Origin of the sequence: Paraburkholderia sp. EG286B, from assembly GCF_040965655.1 — a bacterium.
Lineage (GTDB): Bacteria > Pseudomonadota > Gammaproteobacteria > Burkholderiales > Burkholderiaceae > Paraburkholderia.
Genome location: NZ_JBFRCF010000015.1, coordinates 174,187 through 199,351, shown reverse-complemented (window position 1 = coordinate 199,351; position 25,165 = coordinate 174,187). Strand labels below are relative to the sequence as shown.

Genomic DNA, 25,165 nt, shown 5'->3' with positions numbered 1-25,165 from the left:
CATCCAACCGCGCGACGACCTAAGTGCTCCAATGATGTGTATTAGCCGGGACTCGATCTGACAGGTAGTCGGGCCGATAGAGAGGAAGCGGTCAATGGGGAATGAGTTTCTCCTTGGCGAGTTCCAGCGAATCGAGAAAGGTGCGCATCGGCGTCTTGCCGTAACACCACCGTCCCTGATGCTCCCGTTCATTGTTGTACTGGTCGAGCCACGCATCAAGGTCCGTCTGCAAGGTGGCGATCGATTCGTAGATCTTCTTGCGGAAGGCGATGCGGTAGAACTCGTTGAGCATGGTCTTGTGCAGTCGCTCGACGATCCCGTTGGTTTGCGGCGACTTGGCCGTCGTTCGGGTATGGTCGATGTCTTCCAAAGCCAGGTACAGCTCGTATTCGTGATGCTCGGGGGTGCCGCAGTATTCGGTGCCGCGGTCTGTCAGCACGCGTAGCAGCGGGATGCCGAAGCCGTCGAAGAACGGGACCACGCGATCGTTGAGCAGGTCCGCCGCCGGCAAGGGCGTCTTGCGATCATAGAGCTTGGCGAATGCAACTTTCGAGTAGGTGTCGACGAAAGTCTGCTGGTAGACACGGCCTACGCCCTTGAGGTTGCCGACATAGAACGTATCCTGCGCGCCGCAGTAGCCTGGACACTCTGACTCGAATTCGCCGTGCACTTCCTTCTCGTGCTTGGCGCGTTCGAGCGCGACGAGCTGCGCCTCGGTCAACACCAAACCCTCCTGGGCGGATTTGGCTTCCAGGGCCTTCAGGCGCTTCGACATGGTCTCCAGATCGTGGCGCAACCAGATGCTACGGACGCCTTGGGGCGAAACGGACAGGGCATGTCGTTTGAGGACTTCGTTGGCGATACGGATCTGGCCATAGGCTGGCAATTCGAGGGCCAGCTCGACAACGGCGGCCTCGATCTGCGGATCTACGCGGTTCTTGAGCAACGGCCGGTGATGGGAAATCTCCTGCAGCGCAGCCTCACCGCCTCGATCGTACAGTTCCTTAAATCGGTAGAAGCTGTCGCGCGAGTAACCCATCACGCGACAGGCCTGGCTGACGTTGCCGAGCTGCCGGGCCAACTCAAGTATGCCGACCTTGGCACGAGTTACCTTCTGCTCCTGAGTCATGGCGGACTCCTTGCTGTTCGCGGCGCGCATTGCCGCTACGGGCTACGCCCTCCGCGCCAACGCGCGCCAGCATGCGAAACCAACCACTGTCAGATTTAGTCTAGTCCAGAGCAAATGATGCGCATCCGAGTCGCGATCTCGTATATCTGAAATGCGATCCTTCTTGTTCGCGAGAGCGATAGACGCCATGTTCACTGGTCGTCGCTCCGGAATCACTTTCAGCTATGCAGTCAGCATACCCCCATCCCTATCGACCCGCTACCGGTTAGAGCGTTTGGCAGCGGCCCCGCGGTGCTGCTTTCGCCGCAGGCACAGTCGCGATCACCTGCGTCCCGACAAATGACAGGCTTGTTCCGCCACGTAACGCAGCTCCGCTCACGGATGCGATAGAAATACTGCGCGCTGACCACGAAATCGCCGCGTATTCGCTCGCCTCTCGGGTCTGCGTCGCCACGCATCGCTTTTCCTGAATACGCATCCCGTTCGAATCTGACGCTGCACGTATTCAAGACGCGGCCGACAAGGATGAGCGCGTATGCAAGAAGGCGAGCTTTGTGCTCCGGCGAACGGTGGTTCCGGGGCAGTTTGCTTAACATGCGTCGACCGTTATTCCTTTGTCCGGCGAGCACACATCATCAGCATCCCGATGCCTGCTTTCTGGGGCCATTGCGATCACTTCGTCGCGATGAACTGGAAAGCCGGCGTCGTGCGTGGTAAGGCGAGCGGTTCCCGTGCCGAGTACACGCTTGTCATCCGCGCGCTGCCCTGCGCGGCGTTCAAGAGGAGTACGCTATGAGCAGCACCGCTGCTAGCATGTCACTGAGCCGCTCGCGGCTCGTGTTCTGGTACGCGACGTTCGCCGCCATTTCTATCGGCGCCAATCTCGGTAGTCAAGGCCTCGCCTTTCACTTATACCGCGGCCCGTTTGCGGTTCCACTTTCAGTGTGCGTAGGCACAGGTGTTGGGCTTGTCGTCAAATATCTGCTCGATAAGGCCTGGATATTCCGCTACGAACACCAAAGTGTTGCACACGGCGTGCGCACATTCTCGCTGTACGTTGCCATGGGGCTCGGCACCACGCTCCTTTTCTGGTCCGTGGAATTCATCGCGAACGCACTCTTTCATGGCGAAGCCGGACGGCTTGCCGGTGGCGCAGTCGGTCTGGTGATCGGCTATTTCACAAAGTACCAGCTGGATAAGCGCTTTACGTTTGCTTGAGTTCGATTGCAGCAGTACAGAGGCTGCAGGCAGTCCATAGTCTCGGTTGCGCCAAGGATCACCGACCGCGCATGTGAGCCCGGTGGCACGTATCGATCGGCGCGCTCGCGAGCGAACCATTCGTTTCCGCGCTGGTACCGTGCAAGACACTCACAAGTCGAGCGGAGTTTCGCATTTACATGGTCGGGTGACGTACGCTGGCGTACAGACCCACTCACGACCGTGCTCTATGGTTGTCCACTGAATCCCGCAATGCGCGTGTGCGGCCGTCCAACGAGCCCAAGGACAGTGCTCGCGCTTTCGCTCTATGGGCGAAGTTATAGCTGGTTCCTCACGTTTTCCCAACGCATGCACGACTACGCGAATCGTATTCACGGTCAAGACCTGCGTGAGCTGCGCAACGACCGTTTGGGAACGCGAAGACGGGACTCATGTTCGGCCGTTAGTCCGCCATAGAGTTTGACGGCCATTAACCGAGAAGGGGGTGGACTTGAAGCTAGATATAGCAGGCGCTAACGACGACAAGACATGGCCTCTCTGGAGCTTATCCGCAGCCGCGTGTTTCTTATTGGTTCTCGCATTCAGCGGAACAAGCGGCTCGTTTTTCTGGGACTACCATGTCTATGAGAAAGGCTTGAGTTGCTATTTGCAGGGACCGAACCCCTACACGTGCGCATCCGGTGATTTTCCATTCGTTTACCCTCCGGCTTTCCTCAAGGTGTTTTCCGTCGTCGACTTCCCGACAGCATTTGCCTTCCTGGTTCTAGCCTCGGCCGCAGGAATTGCCGGCGTTACGCTGAGTCTCAAGTCTCTGACTCCCTATCATCGCCTCGCTCCGTGCCTGATTCTTGGCTTCCTGATAGGCGGATCTGGCTTTGCTTCGATCCAGACGGGAAACATAAGCGTCTTCGCACACCTGCTCCTCGTATCGCTATCCTATTTTCTATACACGAAGCGGTCGGCCTACACGTTGGCACCACATGCGATCGCGATCATACTGTTTTCTGCCATAAAGCCTTACTTCCTTGCCTACGCCTTGCTCTATCTCTTTCTGCCCCGTCGCAGTTTTTTCGTATTTGTTGGGCTGCTGCTATCGGTTGCTGGCATCTACCTAGTGCAACCTGCCCTTTACCCGCAACTGTGGGCGGGATTCCAAGGTGCCATCTACAATCAGATCGTTCAGCATGGGGACGCAGGGCTGACAATTTTTGGCGTGTTCTCCAGATTTGGGATGGGGAAATTCGGCTTCATTCTCCATTTTCTCATGATGCTTCTCGTTATATTGATTTCGGCAGTTTTTCGGTACAGGCATGGGCAACGCTCTTTGCAGATCAACTCGACGAGCGAGTTGTTTTATTTCCTCGCCATTCTCATTCTGCTCAATCCGAGGTTGATGTCGTATGATTTCAGCGTTTTCGCGGTTTGCCTCTATTTGTCCATGATCCTCTCGTCACGAGGTGATGGGTGGGTGGGGCTGTTCTTAAAGATTTTCCCTTTCCTGACCATCCTGCCTCTATGCCTCGAAGGATTGTCTGATATTCGAGTGCATTCTCTAACGTACTACTTCCTGGCAACCTACGTCCTGCTGTTTGCGGCAGTTGCCTGCCATTGGCCCTTGCGTACCACATGGACTAAAGCACCTGGCAGCGTTGCGCAAGAGAAGTAATTTCGTACAAGCGGGAATTGGTCCGCCGCCAGCTCAGTCCTCCGAACCAGCGGCAGGCCAATATCCCGCACAGATTCGAACGCCACAGCTTGCTGCTAGTTTCCGTCAACGTGGAACCACGCCAACGCATTCAAAGCGACTCTTCCAACGCGCCACGCTTCGCAAATATGACCTGGCGTACCCACTTGCTAACACTTTCGGTGTATTGCATAGCGGGCTTCTCGATCAATCGAAAAGTCGTATAGCTGACAAGAACCAGGACCGGGGTGGTCAGCAGGATCGTGAACCAGTGCTCCAGAGGGGTGAATACGCGCGCGCTTTGCTTTCCAACGACAACATTGAAAAGCGCAAACAAAATGAAACCGTGCAGCAGATAGATGCTGTAAGCGAGTTCCCCTAGCATGCGGGACAGCTGGCTGGTCAAGGCGCCGAACAAGGTGGCGCCGCCGGCAATCGCCGCAAAGCTCAGGGAAAGCAACGCTAACGGGATCCACGCATAGGTCGTTGTAAACAAAGTGACCGCCACGGTGATCGCGGCGACTGCAACGATCGAGACAATCCTCTTCTGTGAAAGGTGGCGGAACCAGGCGTGACGACAAAGAAGTGCCGCAATGATTCCCCCAAGAAACGGTGCGAGGAATCTCGGTTCCGCATGAAAATGAACAAGATCCAGCACGCCGATAAATCCGATTATCAATACCGCAAGCGACGGAATAGCTCCAATCACCACCGCCAGCAGAGGGAGGCAAAGATAGAATCCCCATTCATAGGCGAGCGTCCACGGCACCCCCGACAAAATGAGGTTCGTGCCCTTGAGCCCGTTGAGATCCGGCTCACCAAAACTTGAAAACGCTAACCATCTCAATGCGTTGGCCGTTAGCGTCAAAGGAGATTGCGCTAACGCGAAACGTGACATGAAAGCGACCGCGACGAACAGCAGCAGCATGGCGAACAGATACAACGGAGTCAGCCGCAGGACTCGGGAGACGTAAAGCTTGATCCAGTCAACTCCGTTCTCTTTATCATTGATTATTTTTGTCGAAAACAAAAATCCGGTAATCATGAAAAACAGGGACACGCTGGCTCGTCCGATATTTGCCATGAAATTCGACGGGGGGGAGTCAAACTGTGAGGTTCTGATGTAGTAGTACCATATGCAGGAATGGTGCAGAAAAACGAAAAACGCCAGGTACCCTCTCAATCCGTCAATCGTAGCAAAGCGTCCTGCAGCGTTGGGGGCACCGAATCGCCAGATCAAAACTCTGGCAGTGACGAGTGCAAGGAGCACCGCGGCAAACACCGGGAAAGGACTAGTCGGGCTTATCATTTGTTCTGACCTCTTGGTAGAACCGGCGCTGTGTCAGTAGCCGAATCTTACCGAGCCTTACCGCCCAGAGGTCAGCGAGTTGTCTTGAAGTGTTGCCGAACGCTCATTGAGTCTCAGTCGCGTTCAAAGGGCGCGCATGACTGCCGTAGGCAGACGAAATACAGACGACTGCGTTTCGTGTTGGCGAGATTGCGTAAAGCGGAGCGCGCGAGCCGCGTGTGAATACACGATGCGCGGAAGGAACAGCGCCAAAATACGCATGATGTCCGGCCGCCCGGAGAGGTCCATTGACGATGGCAGGCGACCCGTGGATGCTGACCGAGACGAACGAACACGACCTTGCGTTGTTTGGCAGACTTCCCAAACAAGCGCTGCGCTAAATCCGCACAGGCGGAAACTCGGCCGCGCCCAGATTCTCGATCTCGATATAGGACGGCAGCTCGTTCGCGGTTCGCGAGTACAAACCCACGGCCGTTTCGGCGAACCCGAGCCGTTTGAAATAGTCGTGGCAGGTCGCATTCCTTCCGGTATCAACCAGCTCAGCACGAACTTCAGATCCGGATTTCAGCGCCAACCGCGTAGCAATCGCCCCAACGACCAACTCTGCGCCGAGCCCAAACACGCGGCACGACAGGACGACCTGGACAATCTTCTCGCCTTTGATCAGGCAAACAGAGATGATGCCGTTGTCGATCAATTTGTCGCGCAGCGAAGAGACCACGCAGTACCCGCCGTGGCTGATGAACGCCTCGAACTCCGACCGTTCCCATCTTTTCCCGGTCGTATTGAATTGGTTCGTCTTGTTGATAAGCTCGAACGCGCGATCGAAGTGTCGGGATTGCGGCGTCTTGATCAAGAAGAATGACTGGCGAAGCTGTAACGAAGCTAGCCACTCTTCCCGCGAAACACCATTGTTCGCGTCGGCACTCGCTTCGCGCTGCGAGATCGCGCGCACGAGTTCGGTGCGGCGCGCTGACTCTTCGGTGACGATGGGGACCTGCGTTTCGGCCGATCGTAGAATGATTCGCCGCCAGTCGTAGTGATTGCCGCCGAGGCAGCGGATGGCAGGAATCGCCGCCTTCACCTCCGACAACTCACGGTCGTTGTCATCGATGAAGACACAGTTGCCCGGAAGCAGGTTCACCTCCTTGAGGATTTCAAGGATGTTCTGCGACTTGGGCTTCCAGTTGATGCGTACGCACGCGAAGTCGTCCATGGTGATGGCGCCGCGCCAGATGGCGTTGAACCGTTCAATGGTGGGCGCTTCTTCATTCTTGCTGCAGATCGCCAGCAATCCGCCACGCTTCTTGAAGTACAGCAAGGCCTCAGCGAGGCCGATAGGCCAGCCTTCGATGCGCTCTTCCTGGCTCACGCTCTCGCCTTCCGCTGCCACGCCGCGCCACATGGTGTCGTCGAGGTCGACGATAATCAGCTTCACTGGGTCTCGCTGCTCGATGACCTTGACTATCGCTTCGATCCGGGAAAGGAACGCGAGGGTAAATTCGCGCGACGCGACCTCATATGTCAGGATATTGCCAATCGCTTTGGGCGCAATCAGCCGATTCGCGTCCAGCTTGAAGTCCCAATCGTTGATGAACGAGGCGTGGGAGCTACTCAACAGGACATCGTCCTGCAGGTGCCGGCGGCCGACAAAATTCAGTATCTCGTTGGCGTCGAGAAAGTAGCAATTATTCGTCTTGCGCACGGCTTCCGACAAAAGCCGGTTGATCTCGCGCACCAGATTTCCTGGCGATGTCGTACCGAATGGATCGATGAGATCGCCGTCGTAATTGAAGCTCGGCTCGAAAAACGACATGAAGACAATCGGAGCGGTCGTGATCTGCGCGGCGACCTGCGCCACCTTCTGCGCGAGATATTCCCCTGTTTTTTGCAGAAAAGCGCGAGCTTCATCGTCTGAACGCAGGCGCGAAAAAACCATATCCACTATGGGTTCGGGCGTTTGCGTCACTTCGCCCAGAATGTGGCGGAGCGTGAGATTCACGACGACGACGTCATCGGTTGGCGCGGCTTCCGGGATCGGGGCGTGGCGTCTCGAGCCCATCAGTATGTGCCGGATGTTGTGCCCGGAGTTTGCGCTTCGCTTGACGAGCATTTCCACTGAGCACGTGCCCAGCAGCAATATATTGAGCTTGCGCGAATGGATCGCGAGCGACGTCGGCGGCAGCGGTAAATTGACCTGTTTATCGGCGACGGATGAGTAAAACAAATCGCGGACAAATTGACGCATTGGGGACCTCGAAGTCGAAACGTTCTCCACACGCTGCCGGTTTCGGCCTTGAGATTAGAGCAGAGCGCAGATACACCATCTGTGCGCCGACAGACACAACCCCAAATGGGTGCAGCGCGCGAGTCGCCGCGGCGACTCGCGCAACGTTCATAAACGTCGTCAACGTAGCAGGGCCGATCTCGGGAATTCAAAAGGGTAGGAGCCAGCCCTTGGCGAGAGCTTCGAACTTCAGGGGTCAAACTGGCGGGGGAGAGACAGGATGTGCAGGATCGCCGCGTCACCGGCTATAACTTTTATTTTTCGAGGCCAATGCAACTCAAATCGAATAATCCTCAGCATGGATTATCCGTCTCAACTGCTTGATTAAATTCACCCCTCCCCAGCCGATAACCAGCCTCGCAAACAGTGCCGCCCAATCCTTGCTGGGAATCTCGATCTCCCTAAACAAAACTCGCTCGACAATGGCAAGCCTCAAGGCAATACTCAGTTTCTTGTAAATCAGAACATTAAATATAAATGATGAGATATGCCCTTTTGACATCATCTTGTTATATTTTTCAAAAAACACGAGACTGGGTTCGCAACTGACCGCCTTCGATATTCTGGCGGGACTTTCGCTCAGGGAGTACTCCACCAGTGCATCGTGCAAATAAACGAAGACGCAACCAGCCATTTCAGCTCGAATGGCGAAATCCCAATCCTGATGACGACGCAGCGATCCATCGAAGCTGATCAGCGGGTACTGATGACGCCACATCATGATCGATGAAGTCTGAATATAGCCCCCCTCCAGCAGGATGAAGTCGAGCATCGACTGTCCATCGTAGGGCGCGCGGTTACCCAGGACGCGCCGGTCAGCGTCCGTTAGCACGACGTTGCTGAAGAGCACCTTCGCTTCGTTCCCGTCAGGCTTGGGACCGAACGCGGCGATACAGCGCTCGAGTTTGTTCGGGAGCCATCGGTCGTCGGCGTCGAGGAAGGCGATCAGATCACCGGTGGCCTCCTCGATGCCGCGGTTTCGACACCACGCCGCACCATGGTTCTCGCTTTCGCGAATCAGCCGCAAGACAATGTTGTCTCCGCAACGACTCGGCAATTCGAAATGCAGCCCGGATGCGTCATCTACGACAATGATTTCCTGCGGAACAACGGTTTGGCTAGAAATCGATTCTATTGCCAACCAAAGCAAATCAACGCTGTCGTAGTGTGGAATGATCACACTAACGTTGTAGCCATTGTCCAAATCACACCGCATCCCGCACCTCGAATCTGAATTTCGATAACTTCCTCGTGCAAAGAGTAGGACTATCGTTCCTGATCTGGTAGCACGTCAATCGCACATATTCTTACCGATCCTTACCAGAGACCGATCTATCCGCTGGAAATCGATCGATGTTTCTTACATTAAAATTAAACATACTTTCCAAGTCCATACAGAGTCGATTGGCAAACCTTTACCAAAAGGGGTCTTGGACCAGTCTTTTCAAAGACCATGGAGCAGACTCAGTTCTATAGCGAACGCAATCGACCGGTGTTCTGGAAGCCAAAGCAATAGATGATTCCTCCGGCGCCGCATCGAGTCGCAAAGGACCATGCAGCCCAGCTACTTTCGGAGAGCCTCACAGGTTTTGTGTCGACGCCTTGTTTCGGCATTTGCCGCGTCGACTTGTCGATCCCCGTACGGATGCGCGCACGCAGTGCAGCGTAATTGCATCATTCTTTGATGAATCGTAGGCCGTATCGCAAGTGTCGTTCCGTGGGTTGCCCAACAATTCCGCGAGAGTTGTATCTGTACATTCACTCCTGCGTGTGCCACTCGTTGCGCACTCAACCGGGTGGCGCGCGATGTTCCGTGCCGCACCGGCACTGCCCTCCGCAAGCCGAACCAGGCCCTCAATGTCTTCTTCGCCACTCACACCGCCAACCACGCAAGAAGTCCATGTCTGGCAATGGGACCTCGACGCCTGCGGGAGTGATTTTGATCGGTACTGGGAGACGCTTTCCGCGCAGGAGCATGAACGGGGCGGCAACTTTCGCTTCGAGTTGCATCGCTGCCGCTACGTGACCGGGAGGGGAAAACTCAGACAGATCCTTGGCCGCTATGCTGGGCTCCCTGCACGCGCGGTCGCACTCGAGTATGGGCCGGAAGGCAAACCGATTTGCACTAGCCAACCTACGGGATGGACGATTTGCTTCAATCTGAGCCATAGCGAAAATACGGCGGCGCTGGCCGTTTCGAGCGGGTTCGAGGTGGGCATCGACGTAGAACATATTCGTCCGATCGAAGAGAGCATGCCGATCCAAGTCTTCTCCGCTCGCGAGCGCGAACAATTCGACGCGCTCCCTGCATCAGAACGGCAAACGGTTTTTTTTGAAACCTGGGCGCGCAAGGAGGCCTGCCTGAAAGCGCTCGGCACGGGCTTCATCCTGCCGCCGGAGCATTTCGAATTCGATCTTGCCGTTCACGGCGACACGACACCGCGCTTCGTCGGCGGCGAGGCGGCGGAAGCCTCGCATTGGTGCATTCGGGCCCTGTCACCCAGTCCGACCTGCGCGGGAGCCGTGGCGGCCCGCCACAGCGGCTGGTCGATCGTCGACATGAACTGACCTGGCAAGGTCCGGGCGCGCCTTCATCGTCTCTCCGGTGGCTCGATCCTGTTGCTGCCACGCACAACACCACGCCCGAATCGCCAGTCTTCGCATCGAAACAACGCACACAGCACCCACGCCGCGATTGCCGCCAAACCCGCCCGCATGGCGGGAAGCGGGCCGCAGCCTGCGCGCGGATGCCCCCGCGCAGCCCCAGCGCGACGTGTTGCTGCAGCACATCGTGTGTGCGACGGCGAACGGATAGGCATCCCGCGGAAGATTAACTTCCTCCTACAGCAAATTTCAAACTTGGGATACGAGCCAGGTGCGCAAAGCCGCCTGGCGCTTGTGCTTCCTGTGACCGGCTGCCGTTCTGCGCAAGTGCTGCGAGCTCGTCGCCAGGCCTTGCCCAGCAGCGGACCTTCGTCAAAATTGTGGGGGAGTAGCAAATGTCACACAGAGATGGACTTTCAGGCGTTTTGCCGGGCGGGACCAATCATGTGCCTGGCGTGGCAGCGCGCTTCGATGCCATATGTGCCGAGTTCGGCAATCATCTTGCTGTGTTTGACGCCACGGGCGAGGAAGACTACGCCGCCCTCGGCGAACGTTCGGCGCGGCTCGCAACCGTCCTGCACGAAATGGGACTGGAGCCCGGCGAGCGCTGCGCGATCATGGTTTCGCGCAGCCGCGACACGCTCGCTTTGATGCTGGCGATCCTGCGGCTGGGCGCCGTCTACGTGCCGCTGGACCGCGCCTACCCGAAGGCGCAGCTCGATTTCATCGTTTCCGACTGCGCGCCCAAGCTCATCATCGCTGAAGCGGCCGCGCTCGCCAGCGTTGGCGAACTGAACGGCGTCTCGGTCGATCTCGAACATGTCGTGGCGGCGGCCGAAGCGGCCGAGCCCGCACCGCTCCACGCTAGCCGTCGTGACGACGCCGCCTACGTGATGTACACCTCAGGCTCGACCGGCAAGCCCAAAGGCGTGATCGTGCCGCAGCGCGCGATCCTGCGCCTCGTGCAGAACCAGACGTTCACCGAGCTTTCACCCGACACGCGCTTCCTCAACCTCGCGCCGCTCGCGTTCGATGCGAGCACGCTGGAGATCTGGGGACCGCTCCTGAACGGCGGCTGTGCCGCCATCATCAACGAGGTCCAGCCCTCTCTCGACACGATCGCGTCCGAGATAGCGCGACTTGGCGTTACCAGCGCCTGGTTCACGGCTGGCCTCTTCAATGCGCTCGCCGACTATCGGCTGGAAGCCTTTCTTCCGCTCAAGGAAGCGCTGACGGGCGGGGACGTGCTGTCTCCCGTCCATGTTCGGAAGGTCATGGAGGCTCATCCGGGTCTGCAGATCATCAATGGCTACGGCCCGACCGAGAACACGACCTTCACTTGCTGCTACCGCATTCCGCGAGACGGCGAGGCGCTCGCGCATGGCGATGCCATTCCCATTGGCTACGCCATCGCGGGCACGAGCGCCTACATCGTGGACGACAAGCTCATGCCTGTTGCCGATGGAGAGGTCGGCGAACTGGTCACGGGCGGCGACGGCGTCGCGCTCGGCTATCTCAACCGCCCCGAACTGACGGCAGAGAAGTTCGTCGACGACGTTTTCGCTCCCGGCGCGAAGCTCTATCGCACGGGCGACCTCGTGCGCCGCCGCGCGGACGGCGCAATCGAATTCCTCGGCCGCAACGACCGGCAGATCAAGATTGCAGGCAAACGCATCGAACTCGATGAAATCGAACATGCGCTGCGCGTGGCGCCCGGCGTGGCCGATGCGGCCGTAGCCGCATTCGATGGCCGTATGGGCAAGGCCATCGCTGGCTTCGTGAAGGCCGATGCGGCGGACGCTGACGTCCTCCTGAAAGAAATCCGCGCTTATCTCAAGTCCGCCCTGCCCGACTACATGATGCCGTCGGAACTGCGCGTCCTGCCCGACTTTCCGCTGACGCCCAACGGCAAGATCAACCGCAAAGCGTTGCTTGCCACAATCGATACGCAATCCGAAGCATCGGCAGCGCCCTCGCCCGTTGACGACGACATCGCCGACAAGCTCGCGTCCGTATTCGAAGGGCTTCTCGGCAAGCCCGTCGACCGCCGTGCGAACTTTTTCGACCTCGGCTTGCGCTCGCTCGATCTGATGCGCGCACACGCCATCATCGCGCGCGACGTCGCGGCCAAGGTCGCGCTGGTGGATCTGTTCCGTCACCCCAACGTCGAGGCGCTGGCTGCGCAACTGCGCACGACGCTGCCGACAATGAACAAAGACGCCATTCGTCAACGCCGGGCCGTGCAAGGCGGAGCCATCGCGGTCGTCGGCATGTCCGGGCGGTTTCCGGGCGCGCGCAATGTCTCCGAACTCTGGGCGAACATCCTCGCCGGGCGCGACTGCATCACGCATTTCGACCTGGCGGAACTGGAGGACAGTTTCGACGACAAGTCGCGCCGCGACGTGAGTTACGTCAAGGCGCGGCCGATTCTGGCCGATGTCGATCACTTCGATGCGGGCTTTTTCGGCATGCTCGCGCGCGAGTCCGCACTCACCGACCCGCAGCAGCGGCTGTTCCTCCAGATCGCCTGGGAAGCATTCGAAGACGCCGGCTACGACCCGGCAACGATCGCCGGCGCCGTCGGGGTGTTCGCCGGCACCTCGATGAACACCTACTTCCTCAAGCACATCCTGTCCGATCGCGCGGTCATCGACGAATTTACGAGCCAGTTCCAGATCGGCGAGTATCAAAAGCTCGTTGGGGCCGGTGATTTCGTCGCCACCCGCACCGCCTACAAGCTCGGGCTCACGGGGCCGGCCATCTCGGTGCAGACGGCATGTTCCACCTCGCTCACCGCGATCAGCCTCGCCGTCGAGAACCTTCGCGCCGGACGCTGCGACATGGCGCTGGCCGGCGGCGTCTCGATCACCTTCCCGCAAAAGCGCGGCTACTTCTATGAAGAAGGCGGCATGGGCGCACCCGACGGCGTGTGCCGTCCGTTCGATGCCGATGCGAAGGGCACGGTATTCGGCAGCGGCGCGGGCGTGGTCCTGCTCAAACGTCTCGAAGACGCCATCGCCGATGAAGATCCGATCTACGCCGTGATCCGCGGCGTGGGTATCAATAACGACGGTTCCGACAAGGTCGGCTTCACCGCCCCGAGCGTCGACGCCCAGGCCCGCGCGATTGCCATCGCGCACGCCGAGGCCGGCATCGACCCGGCCTCGATTGGCTATGTCGAGGCCCATGGCACGGCGACGCCGCTTGGCGATCCGATTGAATTCGCGGGCCTCGTGCAGGCGTTTCGCCTGGGCGGCGCCGAGGGCGGCCAGTTCTGCGCGCTCGGCTCGGCGAAGGCCAATGTCGGGCACCTCGACGCGGCCGCGGGCGTGACGGGCTTCATCGCCGCGTCGCTCGCGCTGCGCAACCGCACCTTGCCGCCGCTCACGCATTTCCGTTCGCCCAACCCCGGCATCGACCTGACCGACAGTCCGTTTTTCTTCAATACGGCCGTACGGCCCTGGACTGATGGCGCCACGCCGCGCCGCGCCGGCGTGAGTTCTCTCGGTGTCGGCGGGACGAACGTCCACGTGGTGCTGGAGGAGGCGCCGTGCCGTAACGCCTCGGCCGAGCAAAGCGAAGGACTGCAGATCCTGCCGCTGTCGGCCCGCAGCACTGCGGCGCTCGAACGCGCGAAGGCGAATCTCGCCACCCACCTCGCCAGCCATCCGGAGATCGCACTAGCCGACGTGGCCGCGACGCTGCAAACGGGCCGCCGCGATTTCGCGCACCGCGCCGTTGTCGTCGCCGAGAGCGTGGAGCAGGCCCAGGCCAAACTGCAGAAAGGCGCGATCGAAGCACAAGCGCCACAGGCAGCGCCTGCGGTCATCTTCATGTTCCCCGGCCAGGGCGCGCAGTATCCGGGCATGGGCGCCGCGCTCTATCGCACCGAGCCGGTCTATCGCGCGTGGATCGACAAGGGCGCCGAGGCGCTCGCCCCCCATCTCGGCCTGGACATCCGCACGCTGCTGTTGAGCGAAGCCCCGGAAGGCGATGACACCCCGCACCCCATCCGCTCGACGATCTACGCACAGCCTGCGCTCTTCCTCGTCGAATATGCGCTGGCGCAGTTGTGGATCTCGCGCGGAATCAAGCCGACAGCCATGATCGGCCACAGCGTCGGCGAGCTGGTCGCGGCGTGCGTGGCGGAGGCGATCGCCTTTGAGGATGCGCTGTGCCTCATCGCGCAACGCGGCGCGCTCATGCAATCGGCCGAACCGGGCGTGATGCTGGTCGTGCGCCTGTCGGAGGCCGAACTCAGCCCCATGTTGCCGGCGGATGTCGATCTCGCCGCGATCAATGCGCCGACGCTCAGCGTCGTGGCCGGCCCCTTCGCAGCCATCGAGGCATTCGAGGCCACGCTCAAGGCACGCGATATCGAGCATCGACGTCTGCACACTTCGCACGCGTTCCACTCGCGCATGATGTCGGGCGTCGTCGACGATCTGGCCAAGGTCGCGAACAGCCTTTCTTTCGCGCGGCCGAAGATTCCGTACGTCTCCTCCGTGACCGGGCAGTGGGCGGCGATGGACCAGCCGGTCTCGGGACAGTACTGGGCCAGCCATTGCCGCAATGTCGTGCGCTTTAGCGACGCGCTGGCCACCGTCACGGCAGAGGGCAAGCCGCTCCTGCTCGAAATCGGCCCCGGCCGCACGCTCTCGACCTTTGTCCTGCAGGGCTTGCCCCGCGACCGGCATCAGGGCGCGATTGCCTCGCTGCCCGACTTCGCGACGCGCGAGCGCGAGCTTGCCGTCCTCGCCGAGGCGACCGGGCGCCTGTGGCTGAACGGTGTCAAGCCGAACTGGACAACGCTGCGGGCTGAGACCGGCCGCCGCGTTTCGCTACCGACCTATCCCTTCGAGCCGGAACGGCACTGGATTGACGCCCCGGCAACCGCCTCTTCACGCCAGCCGACGACCGTTGCCCCAGCGATTGCCGCACAAGCCCCGTCCGAAGCCCTAATCGATATTCCTCAGACCGCCATGGCCCAATCCGTCCAAATCGACCGCAAACCGCGTCTCATTGCCGAACTGGCGTCGCTGCTCGCCGAAATGTCCGGCGAAGCACCGGATACGTCCAATCCGGACGTGACCTTCTGGGATCTCGGTTACGACTCGCTGTTCATGGGGCAGGTGTCCCGGCAGCTGCGCCGCCGCTACGACGTCACGATCAGCTTCCGGCAGATCATGAGCGACTATCCGACGCTGCCCGCCCTCGCGCAGTTCCTCGATGGCGCCATGCCGCCCGATCCGGAAGTGCCGGCTGAGGCTGCGCCTGCTGCTGCGCCGGTCGCTGTTCAAGCAGCGGCCGCGCCGGTCGCCATTGCGGCAGCACCGGCGGGTACGCCGGCGGCCGTGCAGATGGCCATTGCGCCGGCCACGGGCGACCTCCAGTCGGTGATCCGCGACCAGCTCGCCGCGATGCAGTCGGTGATGGCGCGTCAGCTCGAGGTGCTGCAAGGTGCGCCGCTGGCCGTGCAGCAGCCCGCCGCGGCCCAAATCGTGGTGCCCGCAGCCGTCGCAGCCGCCCCGGCCGTTGCCGCCGCAGCACCCGCACCGGCCGCCGCGCCTGCGCACGCCGCCGGCCCCGAGATCAAGTTCGAGGAGAACCGCCCGTCGCGCTTCACCGCGTACAAGCCCGGTGCCTCGCACTCGGCCCAGATGACCGACGCCCAGAAGGCGTTCATCACCGATCTGGCGACGCGCTACTCGGCCAAAACCGCCACTTCCAAGTCTCGTACGCAGTCCTATCGCGCCGTGCTTGCCGATCCGCGTACCGCCAGCGGCTTCCGCGAGGAATGGAAGGAACTTGTCTATCCGATCGTCGCCCAGCGCTCGAAGGGCTCGAAGATCTGGGACGTGGACGGCAATGAATACATCGACGTGGTCAACGGCTACGGCCAGACCGCGTTCGGCCACACGCCCGATTTCGTGGTTGCCGCGGTCAACGCGCAACTGGCGGAAGGTTTCGCTATCGGACCGCAGTCGCCGCTCGCGGGCGAAGTCGCGCAGATGTTCTCCGAGATGACCGGCCATCAGCGCGTCACCTTCTGCAATACCGGCTCGGAAGCCGTGATGGCGGCGATGCGTCTCGCGCGCACGGTGACCGGCAAGGACAAGGTGGTCTGCTTCGATGGCGACTATCACGGCCAGTTCGACGAAGTGCTCGTGAAGCCGGGCAGCGAAGCGGGCGTGCCGCGCGCGTTCCCGCTCGCCCCGGGAATTCCGCAGACCTCCGTGGGCAACATGGTCGTGCTGCCGTACGCGCGTCCCGAAAGCCTCGAATGGATCAAGGCCAACATCGACGATATCGCGGCCGTCCTGATCGAGCCGGTGCAGTCGCGCCATCCCAATCTGCGTCCGAAGGAGTTCGTGCAGCAGTTGCGCGACGTGACGGCGGCCAATGAATCGGCCCTCATCTTCGACGAGGTCGTGACGGGCTTCCGCGTCCATCCGGCCGGCATGCAAGGCCTGTGGGGCATCCAGGGCGACATGGCGACCTACGGCAAGGTGGTCGGCGGCGGCCTGCCGATTGGCGTGCTCGCCGGCACCACGCAGTACATGGACGCGCTCGACGGTGGTCAGTGGCAGTTCGGCGATGCTTCGGTACCCGAAGTTCCGCCCACGTTCTTCGCAGGCACGTTCGTGCGCCACCCCGTCGTACTGGCCGCGATGAAAGCCGTGCTCCTGCACCTCAAGGAAGCCGGCCCGGCGCTGCAGGAAGGGCTCGGCGAACGCATGAACGGCCTCGTGCAGCGTGTCAACGCGCATCTGGAGAAGGTCGGCATCGCCACGCGGGCGGAGTCCTTCTCGAGCTGGTTCTATGTGAATCTCGCGGGCGAGGATCGCCTCGGCAGCCTCTTCTATCCGTATATGCGCTACCTCGGTGTGCATATCATGGAAGGCTTCCCCTGCTTCCTGACCACGAGCCATTCGGACGAGGACATCCGCAAGATCGGCGACGCCTTTATCGCGAGTATCGACGCGCTCCAGCGCGTCGGCATTCTCGGCGGCGCGCAGGACGCCGCGGCGCTGACGCAGGCCGAGCCGGCGCTCACGCAGTCCGCACTCACCGAGCCGCAGAAGGAAATCTGGATGTCGGCCCAGCAAGGCCACGAAGCCTCGCTCGCGTTCAATGAGTCGTTCACGCTCGAACTCAATGGCAAGCTGAACGAGGCCGCCTTCGAACGCGCCTTTGCCGCGACGGTCGCCCGCCACGATGCGCTGCGCGTGCACTTCTCGCGCGTGGGCGACATGATGTACGCTGAACCGACGACGACCGTGCCGCTGGTGCCGATCGACCTTTCCACTCACGCCGATCCGGCGGGCGAACTCAAGGCCATCATCGACGCGGAAGCCCGCGAGGTCTTCGACCTGACCCGAGGCCCGCTCGCGCGCGCCGCACTGGTGCGCCTCGAAGCGCAGAAGTGGGCGTTCGTGTTCACGGCGCATCACATCGTCTGCGACGGCTGGTCGATCAACATCATCCTGCGCGATCTGGCTGCCCTCTACGCCGCAGAAGTCTGGGGCACGCAGCCGGAACTCGACGAGGTGCAGAGCTTCCTCGCGTTCGCCAAGGCGCAGGACGAGATCGGTGTCGAAAAAGAAACGCGCGAGTTCTGGATGAACGTCCATCGCGAACCGGCGCCGCAACCCGATTTGCCCGGCGACCGCCCGCGCCCGGAACGCAAGAGCTTCAACGGCGCTTCGACGACCCGCCATCTGGGAGCCGATCTTCTCAAGCAGGTGAAGACCGCTTCCTCGAAGCAGGGCTGCTCGCTGTTCGCCACGCTGTTCGGCGCGGCCCAGGTGCTGTTCGGCCGTCTGTCCGGCAATGACGACGTGGTGATCGCCGCACCGATGGCTGGCCAGTCGCAAGCGGGCGAAGCGCTGCTGGTCGGGCACTGCGTCAACTTCCTGCCGCTGCGCGTGAAGTTCGACCGCGAGAAGCCTTTCGCCACGCACATGAAGGCGGTGCGCGATCACCTCTACGACGCGGGCGACCGCCAGAACTACACCTACGGAGCACTCGTGCGCGATCTCGGCATCAAGCGCGATCTCAACCGGCTGCCGCTGACCGATCTGCAGTTCAACCTGGAAAAGGTCGACGGCGAACTCGACATGGCCGGCGTCACCACGCACTTCGCGCCGAACGCGAAGGCCTACAGCAACTTCGATCTGTTCCTGAACGTGATCGAATCGGCTCAGGGCCTGCGGCTCGATTGCGACTTCAACACCGACGTCTATGACGAAACGACGATCCAGCGCTGGCTCGGCTACTACGAAACCTTGCTGACGGCGATCGCACGCGATGCCGAAACGCCGGTCGCAGCCCTGCCGCTCTTGAGCGATGCGGAAGTCCACCATCTGCGTGACGAGCTGAACGCGTCCCAGCGCGACTACGATCTCTCGCAGACGACCCCGGCGCTGATCGCCGCGCAGGCCTGGCAGGCTCCCGATACGACGGCCGTATCTGACGACTCGACGAGCCTGACCTATGGCGAACTCGATGCGCGAGCCAGCCAGATCGCGCGCCGGCTCATGGCGGCGGGTATCGCGTCGGGCTCACGCGTCGCCATCGCGATGGAACGCAGCGCCATGATCGTGGCCGCGATGATCGGCGTGTGGCGCGCGGGCTGCGCCTACGTGCCGCTCGACATGACGATGCCGCCCGCACGCCTGCGCCAGATTCTCGATGGCGCTGGCATCGCCGCCATCCTCAGCGATGAGCAAAGCCTCACGGTGCTGGAACCGGGCACGCATCGCGTGCTGGACGTAGAGGCGCTCCTCGCACAGGACGACGACGAAACCGTGGCGCTGCCCGCCGTCACGGACGCGGATTCGGCCTACGTGATCTTCACGTCGGGCTCGACGGGTCAGCCCAAGGGCGTGGAGATCGGCCATCGCGCGCTGAGCAACTTCCTGCTCTCGATGGCGCACGCGCCGGGCTTTACGGTCAGGGACAGCATCGTCGCGGTGACGACGTTCTCCTTCGATATCTCAGGTCTCGAGCTGTTCCTGCCGCTCATCGCCGGCGGGCGGACCTTCATCGCCGGCCACGCGGAAGTGCGCACCGGTTTCGAGCTGGTGACCCGCCTGAAGGAAGAAGCCGCCACCGTGCTCCAGGCGACGCCTTCGCTGTGGCGCATGCTGCTCGAGGCCGGCTTCAAGGCGCCGAAGGGCTTCAAGATCCTGTGCGGCGGCGAGCCGTTGCCGCGCGATCTCGCCGACGACCTGCTCGCGACCGGCGCGGAGGTGTGGAACCTCTACGGCCCGACCGAGACGACGATCTGGTCCTCCGCCTCGCGTGTCGTTGTGAACGCACCGGTGGTGATCGGCGCGCCGCTCGCCAATACCGACCTGCACGTGCTGACCGACGACCTGCGTCTGGCGCCCGAAGGCGTGAGCGGCGAACTGTGGATCGGCGGTGAAGGCCTGGCGAAGGGCTATTTCAACCGCCCCGACCTGACCGATGCCGCCTTCAAGTCGGTTGCCATCGAAGGCGCCGCGCCGCGCCGGCTCTACCGTACCGGCGATCTCGCGAAGCGGCTCGCCGACGGCTCGCTCCAGCACCTGGGCCGTCGTGACCAGCAGATCAAGCTGCGCGGCTTCCGCATCGAGATCGAGGATATCGAGGCCACCCTGCGCAAGGCTCCCGCTGTTGCCGCGGCCGCCGTCGCTCTGCATACCGTCGCCGACAGCGCGCGTCTCGTGGGCTATCTGGTCGGTGCGGGATCCGACAAACTGGATCAGAGCGCAGTCGCAGCGCATGTCGCCGGGCAACTGCCGTCCTACATGGTGCCGACGCTGTGGATGACGCTCGACGCGCTGCCGCAGACCAGCAACGGCAAGCTCGACCGCAAGGCCCTGCCCGTGCCGACGGCGGACATGGTGGCCGCGCCGGTGCGCCAGCCGCATGCTGCGCTCAAGGTCGTGCCGCAAGCACCGGCGCCGGTCGAACCGGCGGCGAGCGAACCCGCGCAAATCGTGGTCGCAGCAGCCGAACCCGCGGCCATGACGCCGACGCAGGCCACCATCGCCGCGATCTGGGGCGAGGTGCTCGGCCTGCAGCAGGTGGGCATCGACCAGAAGTTCTTCAGCCTCGGTGCAGACAGCCTGCAGCTCTTCCGCATCGTCGCGCGAATGAACGAGCGTGGGCTGGGCGTGGATGCCCGTCAGCTCATGAAGAACGTCACGATCGAGCAGCTCGCCGCGAGCCTTGACGGCACGCAGACGGACGAGCCGGTCGAGGCGCCTGCCGTGGCGCGGCCGTCGATCCTCAACTTCAAGCGCAGGATTGCCGAAGGAGCCTGAGCGATGAACTCGATAGCCTTGAATATCGCACCTGTGCAGGAGGTCGAGGCGGGCCACGCCCTGTTCCCGGCGACCGCCTGCCAGGTACGCTACTGGCACGAGCAGAAGGCGTCGCCGAAGGCCTCCGCGCTCAACATCGCCTTCCGGCTGCAATTGTCGGGGCCGCTCACTGCCGCGAGCATCGAACAGGTGCTCGGCGAACTGGTTGCGCGGCACGAGATTTTGCGCACCGGCTTCCTGATGACGGGCGCCGGGCTGCGCCAGCAGGTCTGGAGTCGCGCCCCCTTCCGGCTCGAGGTGGTGGATCTCGGCAGTCTGGACGAACAGGCCGCGCTGGCCGAGGCCCAGCGCGTAGGTCAGGAGCAGGCACGCACGCCTTTCGACTTGTCGTCCGCGTCATTCTTCCGGGCCGTGTGGCTGCCAAGGTCGAGCACGCAAGGCGAGTTGCAGCTGACCTTCCATTCGCTCGTGATGGACGGCTGGTCCTTCGCGATCCTCGTGCGTGAACTCGTGGAAGGACTCACGGCGCTTCACGCGGGCCACGATCCCGATTACGCCGACGTCGACCTGCACCATGGCGACTACGCGCTATGGAAGGGCGAGTTCCTGGCCAGCGGCGCCATCGACCGCGCTCGCGTCCATTGGCGCCAGGAGCTTAAAGGGTTCAGCCGCTTCGACGTAAAGGGCGACCGCCCCCGGCCACCGGAGCGGCGCTTCCAGGGCGTCATTCGCTCCATCCTGTTGCCGGGCGAGATGAGCGAGCGTCTGATCGCGGCCGCCAAGGCACAAGGCGTGACGCTCTTCAGCGTGGCGGCCGCGGGCCTCGCGATGTCGCTCCAGAAGACGACCGGGCAGCCCAACGTCGCCATGGGCACGCAGATGTCGGTGCGCGATCAGCAGGAACTCGAAGGCGTAATCGGGCCGCTCATCAACACGGTGATCCTGCGCCTCGGTGTGACCCAGGGCAGCACGCTTGCCGATGTCACAGCACAGTGTGGCGCGAAACTCAGCGACGCTATCGAGCATCTGCACGTGCCGTTCGAAGAGATGATGGAAATGGCCGGCGAAGTGTCGGATATGAACCGGCCGCCGCTATGCTCGGTCAACTTCGCGTTGCAGCAAAGCTTCGTCGGCATGGGCGACGAGGTGCGCCGCGAGGATTTCGCCGCGACGACTTCGCCCTCCTTCAACGCGGGCGCGCTCTACGACCTCAACTTCTTCATGGTGCGGCGCCCGGAAGGCTGGCGCATCTCCTGTGAAGGCGACACGGACCTCTACGACATCGAGACGATCGACCGGTATCTCGCCCAATGGCGCGAGGTGCTGGAAACCGCCGAAGTCACGCCGCAGCGAGCGCTCGCGCCCGCCCCCGGAAACGACACGGCGCAAGTCGCGGGCGGCGTGGGTGTCAGCGGTTTTATGAGCCGGGCGGAGCTGGAGGCGAAAGCGCACAACGTCGTGCACTTCAACGAGGAGGGTTCGCAAACGCCCGTCATCGTGCTCAACAACATCGCGGTCCTCTATGAACTGGCCAAACAGGTCGGCGACGAGCGGCCCATCGTCGATGTTCCGATGGTGCCGAAGACGCCTCAGCCCAACTTCCCGTTGCGCGCTTTCGAGGATCTCGCCGCGGACGCCGTGCGACTCATCAGACTGATCCAGCCGAGCGGCCCTTATATTCTCATGGGCTACTGCGTGCTGGGCGCGATGGCGCTGGAGGCAGCCCACCAGCTGCGCCGCGAAGGCGAAACGGTGGAGCTCGTCGTCCTCACCGACTCGTGGTGCCCGGGGTATCGGGAGTCGATGCCCTGGTACGATCGCCTGTTGCGCAAATTCCAGGTGCGCATGGACGACATCCCGCGCGACTTCCGCCTTGCGAGACGTGGCGAGATGTCCATGATTGCGTTCCTCCAGCAGTTTCGGACCGTTCGCTGGCTTCGTCTCACCCAGCTCGCCGAGAAGTTCGGCTTCCTGAAGAACGACAGCGCGAACAACATGATCGACGACAACCTCTGGTATGGCCGCAATATCGGCTATCTGCGCGAGCAGCAAGTGCGATATCGTCCGAAGCCCTACGACGGCAATGTCCAGATCTTCCGCAGCGGCCAGGTGCTCAAGGGTCGCCTGTTTTCGCACGACATGGGCTGGGGTGAAGTGATCAGCGGCAAACTGGTCGTCACCGAGGTTCCTGGCATGCACAACCAGATGTTCCGCGCGGCCGGCGCGGCGGTCATGGGCAAGCAGCTGCTCGACCGCTTTGCCGAAACCGCGCACGACGAACGGGAAAGCGCCCTTGAAGGGCCATGATCTCGGTGCGCCACAACAGGGCAAAAGGCCTATGTCCCGTTCGCGTAGGGTGTTGCTGGTCGCGCTTTTCGGCGCACTGTCCGTCACCGGCCTTTTTGTCAGACTGGCCGTTCCCGGCCTGTTGCGCCGTGTGCCGGCCGCCGTCGCCAACGCGTCGGAGCCGCCCTCGGGAAGGGTGCGATTAGCCGTGCTCGGTGACTCCAACAGCCAGGCCTACCACGACACTGTCATGTTGAGCGATCCGCATGCGCGAGGAGGCCAGTGGCGCGCGACCACGTGGCAGTGGACCGAGGTGCTCGCCCAGTTGCGGGGAGACCAGATCGACCAGGGCAAATGGGGCGTTTGGGGAACGGGGAAGTATCACGCCATTGCCAGCGAAGCTTTGGGTGCGCTCGCGCGCACGCCCCCCAAACAGGACTACCGCTATAACTTCGCGGTTAGCGGCGCGACCTGCAGCCAGTTGATGGGGCAATCGCAGCGCCAGGCGATCCGTCTCGTCGACTTGATGGACACGGAACCGCAAGCCTGGCGAGGTGGCATCGTGTTGATCCAGATTGGCGACAATGATCTCAGCAGCCATGAGCTATTTGATGAGTTGTCACGCGATCCAGCTGCATCGCACCCCGCGGCCGTGATCGACGCTTGCATCAAGTCAATTGGCGCAGCCGTCGCGCTAATCCGCAAATATCACCCGGATACCTATGTCGTGCTCGTAGCCGGGGGCAGCGACGCCGATTGGCCTGGCGAGTTCGACAGTTGGCAATCCGCCAGGGAGATAGCCAATATCGATGCCGGCATAGATCGCTTCACCAATGGTTTGCGCGCGCTCGCCGCGGCGGACCACCATGTCTACGTTCTCGACTTTGGCTTGTGGTTCAGCACCCTGTGGGGCCATCGCGACGATCACGGCCGCCCGAATTACCAGACCGTGCACCTGGGGCCTGGCTGGGCCATCACCAATACGTCCGGCGACGATCCGCACAACACCTTCCTTTCAGACACTCATGCCGGCGTGGTCTGGAATGCCCTTTGGGCACAGCACCTTGTCGCTTCGCTAAACGCCGCTTTCGGGCTGCATATCAAACCAATCACGGACGCCGAGGTCGTCGATTTTCTCCGGCCAAGCTTCGGAGCCGCAGCCACAACATCGGTGACTAGCCAGGAAGCTGTCAAGTAGACCGATCTTGCCCGGGTAAACGCGAAAACCGGCTTGGATGTTCGTCAACGCACATCTGGCCCACAGACGCGATAGTAGCCTGCAAGCAATACCCTCTAACCTGCAAAGGTGTGCCATGTCTGTGACTAGCAATGGTGCGGCGTTGGCCGATGCATCCCCCCACCTCACCCCAGACGGAAAAATCCTGCACGCTTGCAATAAGGAATTCAAAAGCAACTTCAATCTGCATCCGTTCAAATTCAATCATCTGTTGCATGAAAGCGGCTTGTTCGATATCCCAAGGATCGAGGAGGTCGCCCTCCGCATGCTTGAAAAGAATGGCAACGTCCGTGCGATCAACTTCAAGAATAGTTCGCTGGAATCCAGGTTCAGCGCCATGCCCCACAGCACGCGGCTGAAAGAAGCGTTTGCGAGCGTTCACGAAAACGACTCATGGATCAAGCTGACTCAGGCACACCTTTACGACGCGGACTACGCCCAGGTCCTTGACACGATTACCGCCGAACTCGAGGAGTTGTCCGGTTACCCGCTGCGCAGCGACATCACCCTGGTGACGATGACCTTGCTGGTCTCGTCACCCAATATCTCGACGCCCTTCCATATCGATCACGAAACCAACTTCCTCTTCCAGCTGCAAGGCTCGAAAGACGTATGCCTCTTTCCGGCTACCGATCGCGAGCTGGTGCCGGACCAGGAAGTGGAGCGCTACTACGCCGGCAACTTCGAGGCCGCGCGTTATCGCCGTCAACTGCAGAGTCGCGGCACGATCTTCCGGCTCAATCCGGGCGATGTGGTGCATCACCCCTCATTGGCGCCGCATTGGGTCAAGAACGACGACAACATTTCGGTGAGTATCAGCATCAACTACTGCATGAGGTCGCTCGAGCGGCGCGCGCGGGTTTATCAGGCCAACTACGTTCTGCGCATGATGGGGCTGAAGCCGTTGCCGCCCGGTGTCTCGCCACTGCGCGACAGCTTGAAAAGAAAGGTCATCTCGACGCTCGAACACCGCCATCCCAAGACATTCGCGGAAGTCGTTCACGCGCCGGTAACCCGCTTGAAGTCCCCGCTGAACGCGGTTCGGCGTCTGGTCAAACGCTGAACGCCCGCGATTCGATCAATACGCCAATCGCACAA

Annotated in this window: 12 protein-coding genes; 8 read left to right on the top strand and 4 right to left on the bottom strand. The window is 61.4% G+C overall.

The features are described 5' to 3' along the window. Positions 1 to 91 precede the first annotated feature (91 nt). Positions 92 to 1,129: an IS481 family transposase gene (locus AB4Y42_RS29375; RefSeq protein WP_368696098.1), complete on the bottom strand. Its 1,038-nt coding sequence runs from the start codon at positions 1,127 to 1,129 to the stop codon at positions 92 to 94. 535 nt (positions 1,130 to 1,664) lie between these two features. Here AB4Y42_RS29375 and AB4Y42_RS29370 point away from each other — a divergent pair. From AB4Y42_RS29370 to AB4Y42_RS29360, 3 genes are all read left to right on the top strand, one after another. Continuing rightward, positions 1,665 to 1,925 carry a hypothetical protein gene (locus AB4Y42_RS29370; RefSeq protein WP_368696097.1) on the top strand — a complete coding sequence of 87 codons (261 nt, stop codon included), beginning with the start codon at positions 1,665 to 1,667 and terminating at the stop codon, positions 1,923 to 1,925. After that, positions 1,922 to 2,347, top strand: a complete 426-nt coding sequence (locus AB4Y42_RS29365; protein WP_368696096.1) for a GtrA family protein — start codon at positions 1,922 to 1,924, stop codon at positions 2,345 to 2,347. The genes AB4Y42_RS29370 and AB4Y42_RS29365 overlap by 4 nt, the downstream gene beginning before the upstream one ends. Before the next feature lie 484 nt (positions 2,348 to 2,831). Next, the gene (locus tag AB4Y42_RS29360; RefSeq protein ID WP_368696095.1) at positions 2,832 to 4,013 is read left to right on the top strand and encodes a hypothetical protein; all 1,182 of its coding nucleotides are present in this window, start codon (positions 2,832 to 2,834) and stop codon (positions 4,011 to 4,013) included. A 130-nt stretch (positions 4,014 to 4,143) separates the two neighbouring features. Here the strand turns inward: AB4Y42_RS29360 and AB4Y42_RS29355 are convergent, their stop codons facing one another. From AB4Y42_RS29355 to AB4Y42_RS29345, 3 genes are all read right to left on the bottom strand, one after another. Continuing rightward, positions 4,144 to 5,340: an acyltransferase family protein gene (locus tag AB4Y42_RS29355; protein WP_368696094.1), complete on the bottom strand. Its 1,197-nt coding sequence runs from the start codon at positions 5,338 to 5,340 to the stop codon at positions 4,144 to 4,146. A gap of 376 nt (positions 5,341 to 5,716) precedes the next feature. Then, positions 5,717 to 7,588 (bottom strand): HAD-IIIC family phosphatase, encoded by a 1,872-nt coding sequence (locus AB4Y42_RS29350; RefSeq protein ID WP_368696093.1) that lies wholly within the window; start codon positions 7,586 to 7,588, stop codon positions 5,717 to 5,719. 316 nt (positions 7,589 to 7,904) lie between these two features. Continuing rightward, the gene (locus AB4Y42_RS29345) at positions 7,905 to 8,831 is read right to left on the bottom strand and encodes a glycosyltransferase family 2 protein (protein WP_368696092.1); all 927 of its coding nucleotides are present in this window, start codon (positions 8,829 to 8,831) and stop codon (positions 7,905 to 7,907) included. A 653-nt stretch (positions 8,832 to 9,484) separates the two neighbouring features. Here AB4Y42_RS29345 and AB4Y42_RS29340 point away from each other — a divergent pair. The 5 genes from AB4Y42_RS29340 (at position 9,485) to AB4Y42_RS29320 (ending at position 25,130) form a co-directional block, all read left to right on the top strand. Further along, positions 9,485 to 10,195, top strand: a complete 711-nt coding sequence (locus AB4Y42_RS29340) for a 4'-phosphopantetheinyl transferase superfamily protein (protein ID WP_368696091.1) — start codon at positions 9,485 to 9,487, stop codon at positions 10,193 to 10,195. A gap of 431 nt (positions 10,196 to 10,626) precedes the next feature. Then, positions 10,627 to 20,544, top strand: a complete 9,918-nt coding sequence (locus tag AB4Y42_RS29335) for an amino acid adenylation domain-containing protein (RefSeq protein ID WP_368696090.1) — start codon at positions 10,627 to 10,629, stop codon at positions 20,542 to 20,544. 3 nt (positions 20,545 to 20,547) lie between these two features. After that, positions 20,548 to 22,851, top strand: a complete 2,304-nt coding sequence (locus tag AB4Y42_RS29330; RefSeq protein ID WP_368696089.1) for a condensation domain-containing protein — start codon at positions 20,548 to 20,550, stop codon at positions 22,849 to 22,851. Then, positions 22,838 to 24,028, top strand: a complete 1,191-nt coding sequence (locus AB4Y42_RS29325) for an SGNH/GDSL hydrolase family protein (protein WP_368696088.1) — start codon at positions 22,838 to 22,840, stop codon at positions 24,026 to 24,028. Before AB4Y42_RS29330 ends, AB4Y42_RS29325 begins: the two co-directional genes overlap by 14 nt. Before the next feature lie 115 nt (positions 24,029 to 24,143). Beyond that, positions 24,144 to 25,130 carry a cupin-like domain-containing protein gene (locus AB4Y42_RS29320; protein WP_368696087.1) on the top strand — a complete coding sequence of 329 codons (987 nt, stop codon included), beginning with the start codon at positions 24,144 to 24,146 and terminating at the stop codon, positions 25,128 to 25,130. Positions 25,131 to 25,165 lie beyond the last annotated feature (35 nt).

Coding starts and splice junctions, on each gene's coding strand:
- AB4Y42_RS29365 (WP_368696096.1), top strand. CDS start 1,922: ATGAGCAGCACCGCTGCTAGCATGTCACTGAGCCGCTCGCGGCTCGTG.
- AB4Y42_RS29375 (WP_368696098.1), bottom strand. CDS start 1,129: ATGACTCAGGAGCAGAAGGTAACTCGTGCCAAGGTCGGCATACTTGAG.
- AB4Y42_RS29335 (WP_368696090.1), top strand. CDS start 10,627: ATGTCACACAGAGATGGACTTTCAGGCGTTTTGCCGGGCGGGACCAAT.
- AB4Y42_RS29355 (WP_368696094.1), bottom strand. CDS start 5,340: ATGATAAGCCCGACTAGTCCTTTCCCGGTGTTTGCCGCGGTGCTCCTT.
- AB4Y42_RS29330 (WP_368696089.1), top strand. CDS start 20,548: ATGAACTCGATAGCCTTGAATATCGCACCTGTGCAGGAGGTCGAGGCG.
- AB4Y42_RS29370 (WP_368696097.1), top strand. CDS start 1,665: ATGCAAGAAGGCGAGCTTTGTGCTCCGGCGAACGGTGGTTCCGGGGCA.
- AB4Y42_RS29340 (WP_368696091.1), top strand. CDS start 9,485: ATGTCTTCTTCGCCACTCACACCGCCAACCACGCAAGAAGTCCATGTC.
- AB4Y42_RS29320 (WP_368696087.1), top strand. CDS start 24,144: ATGTCTGTGACTAGCAATGGTGCGGCGTTGGCCGATGCATCCCCCCAC.
- AB4Y42_RS29350 (WP_368696093.1), bottom strand. CDS start 7,588: ATGCGTCAATTTGTCCGCGATTTGTTTTACTCATCCGTCGCCGATAAA.